Annotated in this window: 14 protein-coding genes; 12 read left to right on the top strand and 2 right to left on the bottom strand. The window is 38.9% G+C overall.

Going from position 1 to position 15,483, the window contains the following annotated elements:
* Positions 1 to 41: 41 nt before the first annotated feature.
* The 5 genes from yaaA (at position 42) to H3T55_RS15690 (ending at position 6,488) form a co-directional block, all read left to right on the top strand.
* Positions 42 to 284, top strand: a complete 243-nt coding sequence (yaaA, locus tag H3T55_RS15710; RefSeq protein WP_087642050.1) for a S4 domain-containing protein YaaA — start codon at positions 42 to 44, stop codon at positions 282 to 284.
* Positions 271 to 1,398: a DNA replication/repair protein RecF gene (gene recF / locus H3T55_RS15705; protein ID WP_225535084.1), complete on the top strand. Its 1,128-nt coding sequence runs from the start codon at positions 271 to 273 to the stop codon at positions 1,396 to 1,398. The genes yaaA and recF overlap by 14 nt, the downstream gene beginning before the upstream one ends.
* Positions 1,395 to 3,344, top strand: a complete 1,950-nt coding sequence (gyrB, locus tag H3T55_RS15700; protein ID WP_087641630.1) for a DNA topoisomerase (ATP-hydrolyzing) subunit B — start codon at positions 1,395 to 1,397, stop codon at positions 3,342 to 3,344. Before recF ends, gyrB begins: the two co-directional genes overlap by 4 nt.
* Before the next feature lie 21 nt (positions 3,345 to 3,365).
* The gene (gene gyrA / locus H3T55_RS15695; protein ID WP_225535083.1) at positions 3,366 to 5,885 is read left to right on the top strand and encodes a DNA gyrase subunit A; all 2,520 of its coding nucleotides are present in this window, start codon (positions 3,366 to 3,368) and stop codon (positions 5,883 to 5,885) included.
* A 171-nt stretch (positions 5,886 to 6,056) separates the two neighbouring features.
* Positions 6,057 to 6,488 carry a hypothetical protein gene (locus H3T55_RS15690; protein ID WP_087641632.1) on the top strand — a complete coding sequence of 144 codons (432 nt, stop codon included), beginning with the start codon at positions 6,057 to 6,059 and terminating at the stop codon, positions 6,486 to 6,488.
* Between the two features lie 28 nt (positions 6,489 to 6,516).
* Here the strand turns inward: H3T55_RS15690 and H3T55_RS15685 are convergent, their stop codons facing one another.
* On the bottom strand, positions 6,517 to 6,888 hold the full coding sequence (locus tag H3T55_RS15685) for a PaaI family thioesterase (RefSeq protein ID WP_225535082.1): 372 nt from the start codon (positions 6,886 to 6,888) through the stop codon (positions 6,517 to 6,519).
* Between the two features lie 145 nt (positions 6,889 to 7,033).
* A complete protein-coding gene (locus H3T55_RS15680) occupies positions 7,034 to 7,231 on the bottom strand; it encodes a hypothetical protein (RefSeq protein WP_225535081.1) in 198 nt (65 codons plus the stop codon).
* 234 nt (positions 7,232 to 7,465) lie between these two features.
* Here H3T55_RS15680 and H3T55_RS15675 point away from each other — a divergent pair, with 234 nt between their 5' ends.
* The 7 genes from H3T55_RS15675 (at position 7,466) to menC (ending at position 15,443) form a co-directional block, all read left to right on the top strand.
* Positions 7,466 to 7,834: a YccF domain-containing protein gene (locus tag H3T55_RS15675; RefSeq protein WP_225535080.1), complete on the top strand. Its 369-nt coding sequence runs from the start codon at positions 7,466 to 7,468 to the stop codon at positions 7,832 to 7,834.
* Positions 7,835 to 8,129: 295 nt separating this feature from the next.
* A complete protein-coding gene (gene menB / locus H3T55_RS15670) occupies positions 8,130 to 8,945 on the top strand; it encodes a 1,4-dihydroxy-2-naphthoyl-CoA synthase (protein ID WP_087641636.1) in 816 nt (271 codons plus the stop codon).
* 12 nt (positions 8,946 to 8,957) lie between these two features.
* A complete protein-coding gene (locus H3T55_RS15665) occupies positions 8,958 to 10,427 on the top strand; it encodes an o-succinylbenzoate--CoA ligase (protein ID WP_225535079.1) in 1,470 nt (489 codons plus the stop codon).
* Positions 10,424 to 11,806 (top strand): isochorismate synthase, encoded by a 1,383-nt coding sequence (locus tag H3T55_RS15660; protein ID WP_225535078.1) that lies wholly within the window; start codon positions 10,424 to 10,426, stop codon positions 11,804 to 11,806. Before H3T55_RS15665 ends, H3T55_RS15660 begins: the two co-directional genes overlap by 4 nt.
* Complete coding sequence (gene menD, locus H3T55_RS15655; RefSeq protein ID WP_225535077.1) at positions 11,790 to 13,517, top strand: 2-succinyl-5-enolpyruvyl-6-hydroxy-3-cyclohexene-1-carboxylic-acid synthase; 1,728 nt, start codon at positions 11,790 to 11,792, stop codon at positions 13,515 to 13,517. The genes H3T55_RS15660 and menD overlap by 17 nt, the downstream gene beginning before the upstream one ends.
* Positions 13,514 to 14,344 carry a 2-succinyl-6-hydroxy-2,4-cyclohexadiene-1-carboxylate synthase gene (menH, locus tag H3T55_RS15650; protein ID WP_225535076.1) on the top strand — a complete coding sequence of 277 codons (831 nt, stop codon included), beginning with the start codon at positions 13,514 to 13,516 and terminating at the stop codon, positions 14,342 to 14,344. The genes menD and menH overlap by 4 nt, the downstream gene beginning before the upstream one ends.
* Entirely contained in the window at positions 14,334 to 15,443 is a 1,110-nt protein-coding gene (gene menC / locus H3T55_RS15645; protein WP_225535075.1) for an o-succinylbenzoate synthase, read from the top strand. Before menH ends, menC begins: the two co-directional genes overlap by 11 nt.
* Positions 15,444 to 15,483: the final 40 nt, after the last annotated feature.

Raw genomic sequence — 15,483 nt, 5'->3', positions numbered from 1 at the left:
AATATTAGAGTGAAAGTGAAAATAAAAAAGAGGGATGCATGTTGAAAAAGACACTCGTTTTAGAAACTGATTACATGACACTGGGGCAAGTCTTAAAAGAAGTCGACGTGATAAGCAGCGGTGGCCAAGCAAAATGGTACCTAGCTGAGAATAGTGTATTCGTAGATGGGGAATTAGAGAATCGCCGCGGCAGAAAATTATATGCTGGTATGATGATCGAGATACCTGAAGAAGGTACTTTTTTTATGGTGAAAAAAGGCGAGGCAGCGGATGAGACTGAATGAAATCGCAGTGCAGCACTACCGTAATTATGATGGGCTAACGCTGGATTTCCCTAAAACCTTGAATATTTTCCTAGGAGAAAATGCACAAGGCAAAACCAACTTGCTGGAAAGTATTTATGTGCTGGCGATGACTCGCAGCCACAGAACCAGCAACGAAAAAGAGCTGATCCACTGGGATTCCGATTCGGCAAAAATCAGCGGTGTCATCGAGAAAAAGACTGGAACGATTCCGCTTGAGATCATTATTTCGACGAAAGGACGTAAGACGAAGGTCAATCATATTGAGCAAAAACGTCTAAGTTCATACATAGGTCAGCTGAATGTGATCTTATTTGCGCCGGAGGATCTGTCTCTTGTGAAAGGCTCACCTCAGCTGCGACGTAAATTCATCGATATGGAATTGGGACAGGTCAATCCGATTTATTTATATGATCTGGTCCAGTATCAATCTGTTTTGAAGCAGCGGAATCAATATTTGAAGCAATTAGCTGAGAAAAAACAATCAGACCTTGTTTATTTAGATATTCTGACAGAACAGCTGGCGGAATTTGGCGGCAAAGTCTTATTTGCCCGTTTGGAGTTCATCAAAAAACTGGAACACTGGGCGAATTTGCTGCACAAAAAAATCAGCCATGAAAAAGAAGAGCTGTCGATCGAGTATTTTTCAAGTATTCCAATAGATAAAGAAAATTTTTCACTAGAAGAACTGCAAAAACAATTACTGCAAAGCGTGAATGAAAATCGTAAACGTGAATTGTTCAAAGCTAATACTTTTCTAGGTCCTCATCGGGATGATCTGATTTTTAATGTGAATGGTCAAAATGTCCAGACTTATGGATCACAAGGACAGCAAAGAACGACTGCGTTAAGCATAAAGCTTGCAGAAATTGATTTAATGTATTCAGAAACAGGAGAATATCCTGTTCTGTTATTGGATGACGTCATGAGTGAATTAGACAATGAACGGCAATTACACCTGCTAGAAACGATTGAAGGAAAGGTCCAGACATTTTTAACCACTACAAGTTTGGACCATTTAAACAATAAATTAACTGTTGAGCCAGATATATTTTATGTTCATCAGGGAGAGATAGAGAGGGAAGCATCTATATGACAGAAGAAGAAAAAAATATGAAAGAACGCGCCCAGGAATATGATGCCAGTCAGATTCAGGTATTAGAAGGTCTAGAAGCGGTTCGTAAGCGTCCAGGGATGTACATCGGATCAACTAGCTCAGAAGGGTTACATCACTTAGTTTGGGAGATCGTGGATAATTCGATCGATGAGGCCTTAGCAGGTTTTGCGACAAGTATTCAAGTGATCATTGAACCTGATAACAGTATCACAGTGGTCGATGATGGTCGGGGAATTCCAGTTGATATCCAAGCAAAAACAGGACGTCCTGCCGTTGAGACTGTCTTTACTGTGCTTCATGCCGGAGGTAAATTCGGCGGCGGCGGATATAAAGTATCCGGCGGACTGCATGGAGTTGGTTCCTCCGTTGTTAATGCACTTTCAACAACTTTGGATGTAAAAGTGTATAAAGATGGAAAAGTTCATTATCAAGAGTTTCATCGCGGAGCAGTTGTCGATGACCTGAAAGTGATCGAAGAAACAGATCGTCATGGAACTACTGTCCATTTTGTACCAGATCCTGAAATTTTTACTGAAACAACAACATTTAATTTTGATAAATTAGCTACACGTGTGAGAGAATTGGCTTTCTTGAATCGCGGTTTAAAAATCTCGATCGAAGATAAACGTGAAGAAACACCTGTTTTGAAAGAGTATCACTATGAAGGCGGGATCAAGAGTTATGTTGAACATTTGAATGCCAACAAAGATGTTCTATTTCCTGAACCGATCTTTATTGAAGGCGAACAACAAGATATTACTGTAGAAGTTTCTATGCAGTATACAGACGGTTATCATTCAAATATCTTGAGCTTTGCAAACAATATCCATACGTATGAAGGCGGAACGCATGAGTCTGGTTTTAAAACGTCCTTGACCCGTGTGATCAATGATTACGCCCGTAAACAGAAAATCATGAAAGAAAATGATGAAAACCTAACAGGGGAAGATGTTCGTGAAGGATTGACTGCTGTTATTTCGATCAAGCATCCAGAACCTCAGTTTGAAGGGCAAACAAAAACAAAACTGGGAAATTCAGAAGTACGTACAGTTACTGACCGTTTATTCTCAGAGTATTTCACAAAGTTCTTGATGGAAAACCCTACAGTTGGTAAACAAATCGTCGAAAAAGGCTTATTAGCTTCTAAAGCACGTTTGGCAGCTAAAAGAGCTCGTGAAGTCACTCGTCGTAAAGGTGCGCTTGAAATCAGCAATCTGCCTGGTAAATTAGCAGACTGTTCAAGTAAAGATCCTGAAAAATGCGAAATTTTTATCGTCGAAGGAGATTCAGCCGGCGGTTCTGCTAAACAAGGACGTAGCCGTGAATTCCAAGCGATCTTACCGATTCGTGGGAAAATCCTGAATGTTGAAAAAGCCAGCATGGATAAAATTTTAGCTAATGAAGAAATCCGTTCATTATTTACAGCGATGGGGACAGGATTTGGTGCAGATTTTGATGTATCAAAAGCTCGTTATCATAAATTAGTGATCATGACAGATGCCGATGTCGATGGTGCACATATTCGTACCTTATTGTTGACATTATTCTACCGTTTCATGCGTCCTGTGGTTGAAGCAGGTTACGTTTATATTGCTCAACCGCCATTATACGGGGTAAAACAAGGAAAAAACATTACCTACGTTCAACCTGGTAAACATGCAGAAGAAGAGCTTGCAAGAGTCTTAGAATCATTACCAGCAAGTCCAAAACCAAGTGTTCAGCGTTATAAAGGTCTTGGAGAAATGGATGATCATCAGTTATGGGAAACAACGATGGATCCTGAAAGACGATTAATGTCACGTGTCAGTGTCGATGATGCGATCGAAGCAGATCGGATTTTTGAAATGTTGATGGGAGATCGTGTAGAACCGCGCCGTGCGTTTATTGAAGAAAACGCTCATTACGTGAAAAACTTAGATATTTAGTGATAAGAAGGAGATAAGTTCATGAGTGAAGAAGTGAAAGAAAACATTCAAGACGTCAATCTGACCAGTGAAATGAAAGAATCCTTCATTGATTATGCGATGAGTGTTATCGTAGCTCGGGCATTGCCGGATGTACGTGACGGGTTGAAACCTGTCCACCGCCGTATTTTGTATGGAATGAATGAGTTAGGTGTAACACCTGATAAGCCACATAAGAAATCTGCCCGTGTTGTTGGGGATGTAATGGGTAAGTATCACCCGCATGGTGACTCCTCGATTTATGAAGCGATGGTTCGTATGGCTCAGCCGTTTAGTTACCGCAGTATGCTGGTCGATGGGCACGGAAACTTTGGTTCTGTCGATGGTGATGGTGCCGCGGCGATGCGTTATACCGAAGCTAGAATGAGTAAAATTGCGTTGGAGATGCTGCGTGATATCAATAAAGATACCGTTGATTTCCATGGGAACTATGATGATTCTGAACAAGAGCCGGATGTATTGCCAGCCCGTTTCCCTAACCTTTTGGTCAACGGAACGACTGGGATCGCTGTTGGGATGGCGACAAATATTCCACCGCACAACTTAGCTGAAGTCATTGAAGCGACTAATTTGTTGATGGACAATCCAGAGATTACAACCAATGAACTGATGGAAGTATTGCCTGGACCGGATTTTCCAACTGGCGGTTTAGTTATGGGCAAATCGGGCATTCGTCGTGCGTATGAGACTGGTCGGGGATCGATCACAGTTCGTGCAAAAGTAGATATTACAGAGATGCCTAATGGGAAAGAACGTATTTTGGTATCAGAGTTGCCTTATATGGTCAACAAAGCCAAATTGATCGAACGAATTTCAGAGCTGCATCGTGAAAAACGGATCGAAGGAATCACAGACTTACGTGATGAATCCTCTCGTGAAGGAATGCGGATCGTTATTGATGTCCGTCGTGATGTCAGTGCTTCTGTTATTTTAAACAACCTTTACAAGATGACGTCATTACAAACATCATTTGGTTTTAATATGTTGGCAATTGAAAAAGGTGTGCCAAAAATCCTAAGCTTAAAACAAATTCTTGAGAATTATGTAGAGCATCAACAAGAAGTAATTACTCGCCGTACTGAATTTGATAAGAAAAAAGCAGAAGCACGTGCACATATCTTAGAAGGTTTACGTATTGCCTTAGATCATATCGATGAAATCATTTCGATCATCCGAAATTCTAGAGCAGATGATGAAGCAAAAGCATCATTGATCGAGCGCTTTGAATTTTCTGATCGTCAGGCTCAAGCAATTTTAGACATGCGTTTACGTAGTTTAACTGGCTTGCAGCGTGATAAAGTCGAAAATGAATATCAAGAGTTACTGAAATTTATCGCTGATATGAATGATATTTTAGCTCGTCCAGAACGTGTTATCGAAATCATCAAAACTGAATTAGGCGATATCCGTGATAAATATGGAGATGCTCGTCGTACTGAACTTTTAGTTGGTGAAGTCTTGAGTTTAGAAGATGAAGACTTGATCGAAGAAGAAGAGGTCGTGATCACATTAACCAATAACGGCTATATCAAGCGTGTAGCAAACAGTGAATTCAGAGCACAACGCCGGGGAGGTCGTGGTGTTCAGGGCATGGGTGTCCATGATGATGATTTTGTGAAAAATCTAGTGTCATGTTCAACACACGATACGTTATTATTCTTCACGAATAATGGGAAAGTTTACCGTGCGAAAGGCTATGAAATTCCTGAATACGGTAGAACAGCCAAAGGTATCCCTGTGATCAATATGCTTGGTATTGACTCTAGTGAGAAGATCCAAGCGATCATCGCAGTTGAAGGCAAAGCGGAAGACGGACATTATCTGTTCTTTACTACACGTAAAGGAACAGTTAAACGTACAGCTGTAACAGCCTTTTCAAATATCAGAAGTAATGGTCTGATCGCGATCGGTTTGAAAGAAGATGATGAGTTAGTCAATGTTGTCTTAACTAACGGAGAACAAAATATGATCATCGGTACGCATAATGGTTATTCTGTTACTTTTGCTGAAACAGCTGTCCGGGATATGGGACGTACAGCATCAGGTGTTCGCGGTATTCGTCTGAGAGAAGATGATTACGTTGTAGGAGCCTCTTTATTGGATGCTGACACGGAAGTTCTCGTGTTGACGGAAAATGGTTACGGTAAGCGGACAAAAGCCTCTGAGTACCCTGTAAAAGGCCGTGGCGGTAAAGGAATCAAGACAGCTAATATCACAGCCAAAAATGGACCATTAGCTGGACTTACAACTGTTCGCGGAGATGAAGATATTCTAGTGATCACTAATAAAGGTGTCATCATTCGATTCAATGTCGATTCTGTCTCTCAAACTGGTAGAGCAACCCTTGGTGTTCGCTTGATGAGAATGGAAGAAGATGCAAAAGTTGTAACGATGGCAGTGGTTGAACCTGAACCGGATGAAATCGTTGAAGAAGTCGAAAATGCTGAAACAAAAGTAGTTGAAACTGAAACAACAGAAGCAGATACGTCTACAGAAGAATAAGAAACTGAATGAATTAAACAATAAAAAAACACAACTATTTTCTCTAAAAGAGAGGATCGTTGTGTTTTTTTATTATTACTTATTATTTCTAAAAAAACTAAATTATATTTCTTTTGTTTTAGTTAAAAGTGTGTTTATAATAAAAAATAAGAATAAGTGTGAGGTGAAGAGATGATTCAAGAAAAATTACTATTAACTAAAACTTTTTCAAAGCAATTAAATATAGGTACTGCATTATCCAACTTCATCGAAAATATACTTGAAATATTCGGCGATAAGACAACTGTGCTGGAGCGCAGACCAATCACCTTTTCTGAATATTTTTATGTAGAGTTGATCACCTTTACCAACGGATTTCAAGTAAGAACGAGTTTAAAAAGAAATCCGACATCCTTTGAGATCGAAGCGAAAGCTTATTCTGAACCAAATCATGCTTATTTATCCAATTTAACGATCGAAGAGCTCAGCATGATGCGTTCTTTAGTAAAAAAAGAAAGAGAACAGGTTATAGAGCAAAGATATTCTGATGTAGACCAAGGAGAATTAGCGGTTCTTTCTTCCTTGTTTATGAAATTAAAGATCATTACTGGAGAGATCATATAAAAAAGACGCTTATTTCAGCGTCTTTTTACTATTTAGATATCCGTTTCATTAGTGTACAACGTCCTACACTAATCAACTCTTTCGACTCATTAAAAATTTTTCCTTCCCAAACTTGCAATGAACCACCAATATGATTTGGTTTAGCAACGACAGTCAATGTTCCGTCTAGTATACTTTTTAAATGATTGACTTGAAGATCAACACCGACGGCATAAGCATTTTCATTAGAGAATTGTTCATTCGCCCCCATACTACAAGCTGTTTCGATCAATACAGCATTGATGCCCCCATGGACAATTCCATAGGGCTGTTTATGGAAGGGTGCGACATTCATCGTTAAGGTAACTTTTTCTTTTGTTAATTCTTTCGTATGTATTTGCAGATGCTCCAATAAATTCATGTATCTCCGCCCTTTCTAAAAAACTAGTGATCAATTACGAATGGATTGTTTCTAGAAAAGCAATTGCTGAAGTTACTATTACATTGTAATAGTCCAGAGAGTCAAAATAAAAGATCCGTTCTTTAGGATAATCTCCACTATCAAATTATTTTTGTAAGCCAGGGACACAGAGAATAGCCTCTGCATTTTGAGAAATTTGGTGGATATCTGCGATGGAGTCATCAAGGACAACTGTCCATGGCGCAGCTCTTTTTTGTAATTCTCTATTTAATTCTTTGACCAATTTATTTTGCTTAAACATTCCTAAAATATTTCCATCAGGAAGTTTATTTCTCCCAAACATAGGCGTACTCTGATAAACAACAACCGCTCGGTACAAATAATCAATCCTATTTCTATTTTCTTGAAGCTATTACTATCAATGATAACGGAGTTTTGAATGAACGACAAGAACAAGCAAGTTCATATGAGTTGTCGTATCCAAGATTGACTAAATAAAGTTAAGAAATTATGTGTATTTTTTAGTATAATCTGATTGTGTAGTTTATAGCGAATAATAAGAGAAGAGGAATAGGATATGGGATGTTTAGGAAATATTATCTGGTTTATTTTTGGTGGATTCATTGGTGGAGTGACCTGGCTTTTAGCTGGAATTCTTTGGTGTATCACGATCGTGGGGATACCGATAGGCTTACAATGCTTCAAATTAGCAGGTTTGAGCTTTTGGCCATTTGGGAAAGATGTTGTCTACAGCACAAGTAGTGTATCGTTTTTAGTAAATATCTTATGGTTGATTTTCAGTGGTTTTTGGTTAGCTGTCGGACATTGTATTAGTGGGATCATTTTATGTGTGACGATTATTGGGATCCCATTTGGGATGCAATCATTCAAGTTAGCGAAGCTAGCATTGATGCCGTTTGGTGCTCAGGTGGTTGCAACAAGATAGATCATAAATATGAATTTAGAAGTCAAAAAAGAATGGAAACCAATAAATGGTTTTCATTCTTTTCTAGTACATTTATATAGAGCTGATCTATCTTATCTTGAACCGTCTAGCATTCTAAAATTTATATATTTGTGTATAATAGAAGCATTGAAAACTTACTTAGCTGCACAGGCTAGCTCTTCGGAAAAAAGATAAAACCTGAATGAGACAAAAATCGTCTCAGTCATGTCTTCCTATTTTTCAGTCAGAGCTGGAAGAGCCTGTTCCGCTTTTAAAATTATAAGGAGGTTTCCCCATGAGAAACTGGACACCAATCAAGGAATATGATGAAATTTTATTTGAACAAGAAGGTAAAGTGGCGAAGATCACGATCAATCGTCCTCATGTACACAATGCATTTACTCCAAAAACAGTGATGGAAATGATCGATGCATTCAATATCAGTCGAGATAGACAAGATATTGGTGTGATTATTTTGACAGGAGCTGGAGATAAAGCTTTTTGCTCTGGCGGAGACCAAAAAGTTCGTGGACATGGCGGTTATGTCGGTGAAGACAGTGTGCCACGTTTGAATGTGTTAGATTTACAGCGTTTGATTCGTGTGATCCCTAAACCTGTCATTGCGATGGTCAAAGGATATTCTATCGGTGGTGGTAATGTCCTACAGCTGGTTTGTGATTTGACGATTGCTGCAGACAATGCAAAATTTGGTCAAACAGGCCCGAATGTCGGCAGTTTTGACGGCGGTTATGGTTCTGGTTATTTAGCACGTGTGATCGGTCATAAAAAGGCGAAAGAAGTTTGGTTCTTATGTAAACAATATTCTGCTGAAGAAGCGTTAGATATGGGCTGGATCAATACAATTGCTCCGTTGGACCAAGTAGAAGATGTCACGATGGATTGGGCGCATGAAATGTTGAAGAAAAGTCCGTTGGCGCTGCGTATGATCAAAGCCTCTTTGAATGCAGATACAGATGGTCTTGCAGGTATTCAGCAATTAGCTGGAGACGCGACGTTACTTTACTATACAATGGACGAAGCAAAAGAAGGACGCGATTCCTTCAAAGAAAAACGTGATCCTGATTTCGATCAATTTCCTAAGTTTCCATAAAGGGTGAGAAAAATGAGTAGTTGGCTTCAAAAACAAGTAAATGAACGACCGGATCATCCTGCTTTTTACTGGCAGGATGAAGTATGGTCATTTTTTGAAGTAGCAGAAGAAGTTCAAAAATGGGCAGCTGAATACTCTGCAAATATTCCGCAAACAGAGAAACGTATTGCTCTTTTTAGCCGAAATTCAAAAGAGATGTATTTTTCGATCCTAGCATTATGGGAATTAGGTAAAGAGATCGTTTTTTTGAATACGCATTTAAGCCTTCAAGAACTTCAATATCAATTGACAGATGCCAAAGTAAAAATAGTGATTACAGCAACTGAATATTTATCGGTAGTTGCAAACTTGAACCAAGTGAACATCCTTGAAATGAAACGTGGAGATGTTTCGGTTCTTGATCAAAAACAAATGGAACTAAATTATCAGCTCGAAATGCCAGCTTCAATCATGTATACATCCGGTACAACAGGGAAACCTAAAGGGGTCGTTCAGCGTTTTAGCAACCATCTTGCTAGTGCTTTGGGCACACAAGAGAATATGGGGATTACCGCAGCTGATTGTTGGCTTTGTCCAGTACCACTATTTCATATTAGCGGACTATCGATCGTGATTCGTCAATTGGTTCTGGGTTGCAGCTTTCGCTTATATAGTAAATTTGATGCTAAAAATACAACCAAAGATTTGACTGAAGGTCGAGGAACGGTGATTTCCGTTGTGGCTGTGATGCTGAGAGAGCTATTGGAGTATTACCCTAAAGAGGGTTACAGTAAAGAATTTAAAGCAATGCTTTTGGGTGGCGGACCTATTGCCCCAGCTGCATTAGAACAATGCGAACGAAATAAAATTCCTGTGATCCAATCTTATGGGATGACTGAAACATGTTCTCAGGTGGTTGCATTAAGCTTCGAGGATGCCTCTAAAAAGATCGTTTCAGCAGGAAAGCCTTTAAAAGATATGCAAATCAAAATTATAGCTGAAAATGGAAAACAAGCACCAGCGAACAACGTTGGTGAAATTCTTTTAAAAGGGAAAAATGTGATTCAAAATTATTTGAATGGCGAGCAGTGGCAAACAGAAAAATGGACGGCAGACGGTTGGTTTAAAACAGGAGATATGGGGTATTTGGATAATGAGGGGTACCTTTATTTAGTGAGTCGTTTAAGTGAACTGATCATTTCTGGCGGAGAGAATATTTATCCTACAGAAATTGAACATATCCTGCAAGAATTTCCAGGCGTGAAAGAAGTTGCTGTGATCGGTGAGTCAGATCAAAAATGGGGAGCTGTTCCAGTTGCTTATATTGTTGGGGACCCAACGATTACGATTGAAAAAATCAATGAATTTGCGAAGCAGCATTTAGCGAAATATAAATGTCCAAAACGACTCTATCTATGTAATTGTTTGCCTAGAACTGCGAGTGGAAAACTTGCGAAACATCGTTTAACAACAGAAGAAAGGGAGGCTTTTTTAAGCAAATGAGCATTCCTAATGAATTAAAAGAAGCATATGTGAACGGCTATCGTCAATTTAGCTGGATCAAAAAAATAAATGAACATACAGAATCTTTGCGTACTTATTTTGAGAAGGGACAAAAATATTTCAAAGGTACTAGATTCTATTGGCAAACGCCAGAACAAGAACTGATACTTGTAGGATTTGGGAAAGAACAAGTATTAGTAGAGGATCAGGCTTCTTTTAATAATGTTGATGCTTTTCTATTAAAAGAACATGACTTGGTTTATCAAAATGAAATGATCAGCGGGGCAGGTGCAATGTTAGTTGGCGGTTTTGCATTTGACCATCACTCGATAGAACAAAATGAGTGGGGTGAGATGGATCGGGGATTGTTTTATTTACCAATATTCCTGTTTTCTCAAAAAAATGAACAAAGATATTTGACGATCAATTTTAGTGCTGAAAGTTTAGCAGAATTAGAGTATAAATGGCATGCTCTAAATGAACAGATAGAAGAGATAATGAAGGAACAATTGAAAACAAACACAACTTTTCAGGAAATTATTGCAGAAGAAGTAGCTGTTTCTGAATGGATGAATTTGGTCGACCAAACAGTGGAACAATTAAAACAATCTGGACTATTAGAAAAGGTTGTTTTAGCTAGACGAATGAAAGTAACAACCAATGACTCTTTTCAAGCAGAATATATTTTGAGAAATCTACAGGAGCAGCAGACGAATACTTATTTTTTTGTGCTGGAATCAGCTGATCAACTTTTTATTGGTGCAACTCCAGAACGGTTGCTGAAGGCAACTGACACAGCTTTTTCGACAGCAAGCATCGCTGGTTCTGTTTCACGTGGAACAACTGCTGCTGAAGATGAAGAATTGGGTAATTATCTACTGAACGATATGAAAAATCGACAAGAACATAAAATTGTTGTTGATCGAATTACTAGAGAAGTAGAGCAGATGACAGGTGTTTCAATTTTACCTCAGACGCCTAAGCTATTAAAAAATCGGGACATTCAGCATCTACATCTACCAATTGAGGGAAAACGACAAAAAGAGTATCGTTTTTTAAAAGGAGTGAAACAACTTCATCCAACACCAGCATTAGGTGGGGAACCAAAAGAATTGGCTTTGGAATGGTTAAGACAGCATGAAAAGTTAGATAGAGGTCTATATGGTGCACCGATCGGCTGGGTTGCGATCAAGGAAGATATTGGTGAATTTGCTGTTGGGATACGTTCGGCAGTTTTTTCGGGCGATACTGGCTATTTATATGCTGGCTGTGGGATCGTAAAGGATTCACAAGCAGAGCAGGAAAGAGAAGAAACCAAAATCAAATTTCAACCAATGTTAAGAGGAATAGGAGGGGAGATCAATGACAAATCAAATTGATATGACACGATATTTACACTCCTTTGTCGAAGGCATGATTAGTAGTGGCGTCAGTCAGGCAGTGATTAGTCCCGGATCTAGATCCACTCCTTTAGCTTTATTGCTGCATCGACAAGAAAAGATAGAGACGTTTGTTGAAGTCGATGAGCGTTCGGCAGCTTTTTTTGCACTTGGATTAAGTAAAGCAAGTAATAAACCAGTTGTCTTGTTGTGTACTTCAGGAACAGCAGCTGCAAATTATTATCCAGCAATCTGTGAAGCTAAAGCGAGTCACGTTCCATTGATCATTTTAACGACGGATCGCCCACATGAATTACGACAAGTAGGTGCACCGCAATCTATGGATCAACTTCAATTATTCCAAAATCATGTTAAATTATTTGTAGAAATGGCTATTCCGGAAGGAACAAAAGAAATGCTGGACTACGCTTATTGGCAAGGAATGCGCTCGACAGATACAGCTTCCCAAATACCCAAAGGACCTGTACACTTAAATTTTCCCTTAAGAGAACCTTTGTTGCCGGATTTATCTTCCTCATTAAAAACGAAACGGCAAACAGAAATCATTGCAGGAAAGTCGCAATTGACAGAAGAGCAATTGATTCAGTGCATCAATGCTTGGCAAGGTAAAAAAGGTGTGCTAGTTGTTGGGGGAAGTCACACACCTAAAGAAGCACGTTTATTTGTTGAATTAGCAGAGGCATTAAACTGGCCTATCATTAGTGATCCGCTGACGAATATTACCTCTTGTGGTCTTGACAGCTCACTGATCATGAGTTGTGCGGATTTATTTATTCAAGAAGTAACTATGATTCATCGACCAGAAGTCGTTGTTCGTTTTGGTATGCTGCCGATTTCAAAAAATACGATGTTTTGGCTTCGATCACTTGAGAAAACAGAAACGACCATCTATTTTGTAGATGAGACTGGTGAATGGCAGGATCAATTAAAGCAAACACAAGTTGCGATTCAAGTCCAAGAACAGCCATTTCTTCAAGCAGTTAAAGAAAATATCACAGTAAAAACATCAGGATCGTGGACTGCTCAATGGATTCAATGGCAAAAAATAACCGAACAAACATTGGAAGATTTAGCTGAAATGAACCAGCTCAACGAAACTTCTGCGAGCCTTTTAGTTCATAAACAAATGATGGCTGACGGTCAATTATTCGTTTCAAACAGTAACGCCATTCGTTTTATCGATCGGTTTGCTGCTGTAGAAAATACTAGCTATCATCTATTTGGGAATCGCGGGATCAATGGAATCGATGGAATCGTTTCGACAGCTTTAGGTATGTGTGCGACGAACCCTAAACGCCAAAATATTTTGCTGATTGGTGATCTGGCCCTGTATCATGATATGAATGGATTATTATTAGCCCAAAGATATCATTTACCTTTAACGATCATATTGTTGAATAATAATGGTGGCGGTATTTTTTCTTTCCTTTCTCAAAGAGAACTGGAGAAAGAGGATTTTGAACCGATTTTTGGCACACCAATTGATTTAGATTTTTCCCTTGTGGCAAAGTTATATGGTGCTGAATATACAAAAGCTGAAACTTTAGAACAGCTGGATTTATTATTAGAGCAGACAAAAACAGAGCCGAAATTTCAACTAATCGAAATCATTGGGGATCGTGAAGAGAATGTTCGTTTACAGGAACAAATAATGAACGTGTTAAAGGAAAAATTGGAGCAAGACAGATGAATATAGAAATTAATGGTGTAGATTACTATTATGAATGGTTATCTTATAAAAAAGAGTGTCCCACTTTAGTCTGTCTGCATGGCTTTACAGGTAGTGGACAAACCTTTGCGCCAGTCTTTCAGGGAAAATCTGATTTTAATATTTTAGTGATCGATTTAATTGGACACGGTCGATCCTCTAGTCATGTGCATCCTTACCGTTATCAGTTAGACTCGTTGTGTCAGGATTTAGCTTTACTAACTGAAAAGCTGGGTATTTCAGTATTTTCATTATTAGGCTATTCTATGGGGGCTAGAGCAGCTTTAGGGTTCTACTATCTATTTCCTCATAAAGTTCAACAACTGATCTTAGAGAGCGGTTCTCCGGGCTTAAAAAGTGGATCAGAACGAACAAGACGTCAATTATCAGATGAGCGTTTAGCTTCATGGACCTTAACTTCACCAATTAAAGATTTTGTGATGAAGTGGGAAGCACTGCCTCTTTTTGATACACAAAGAAGTTTACCTGATCAGTTACAGGTTGCAGTTCGTGAGGAACGATTAGCACAACAACCATTTGGTTTAGCGTGTAGTTTGTGGTTTATGGGAACAGGCATACAAAAAAGTTATTGGACAGAATTATTCGATATAAACATTCCTGTGTTATTGATTGTCGGAGAATTAGATCATAAATTTCGGCGGATTGCTGAGGAAATGAAACAAATACAGCCAACGTTCATCATTGAAACGGTCGAACATGCGGGACATTGTGTTCACTTAGAAAAACCGCGTCAATTTGAAGAAGTCGTTTATGGATTTTTAAAAGGAGGAGTTGCAGATGAAGATTAAGCGTATCGATCGTTATCGCATTCGTCTCCCTTTACGTATTCCTTTTGAAACAAGTTACGGCCGACTAACAGAAAAAGCCTTTGATATTATATTGATCACTGATGAATTAGGTAATCAGGGGATTGGGGAGCTCGTAGCATTTGAGCAGCCAGATTATATTGAAGAAACGATTGCAACAGCACGTATCATCATAGAAAAGCACTTGATTCCTTTGTTGATCGATCGAGAAATCGATGATCCAAGAGAGATTTCTTTGCTATTTCAAGAAGTAAAAGGCAATCAAATGGCAAAATCCAGTATAGAAACTGCCGTTTGGGATTTATATGCCAAACGTAATGGAAAAAGCCTCCAAACGTCTTTTTCTGCAACAAGAACACAAATTCCTGTCGGCGTTAGTGTAGGCATTCAACCTGATATATCTGAATTATTAAAGCAAATTACAGCTTATGTGGAACAAGGATATCAAAGAGTTAAGTTGAAAATACGTCCTGGCTATGACTTGAAACCAATTGCTTCGATTCGAGAAAAGTTTCCTGAGTTACCACTAATGGTTGATGCTAATTCTGCGTATACTATCGATGATCTTTCTCATTTGAAAAGGCTGGACGCCTATAATTTGGCGATGCTGGAGCAACCTTTTGCTGCTGATGATTTTTTAGATCATGCACAATTGCAAAAAGTAATGAAAACAAAGATCTGTTTAGATGAAAATATCCGATCGATCAAAGATTGTGAATTAGCTTTCGCTTTGGGGAGCTGCCGAAGTATCAATTTGAAAATCCCTAGAGTCGGTGGAATCACTGAAGCATTAAAAATCGTTGATTTTTGTGAAAAACATGACCTGCTTGTGTGGTTGGGCGGAATGTTTGAATCAGGTGTAGGTAGAGCATTGAATCTGCAGTTTGCTTCACAAAGCATATTTACTTTCCCTGGAGATATTTCAGCTTCTGATCGGTACTATTACGAAGACATAATATCAAAGCCTTTCGTTCTCACTAATGGCAAGCTTTCAGTGCCAACAGGATCGGGAATTGGCGTGTCGCTATCTCCTGAACATCTTTTGAAGTATGGGAAATATGAAACTATCTACACAGATTGAAAGACTCACAGACAAGGAAAAAATGTCTGTGAGTCTCTTT

The sequence above is a fragment of the Enterococcus sp. S22(2020) genome (assembly GCF_020295385.1).
In the GTDB taxonomy this organism is placed as follows: Bacteria; Bacillota; Bacilli; order Lactobacillales; family Enterococcaceae; genus Enterococcus_L; species Enterococcus_L dunnyi.
Note: the sequence above shows the minus strand (reverse complement) of the source record. Positions and strands in the feature narration are given on the sequence as shown.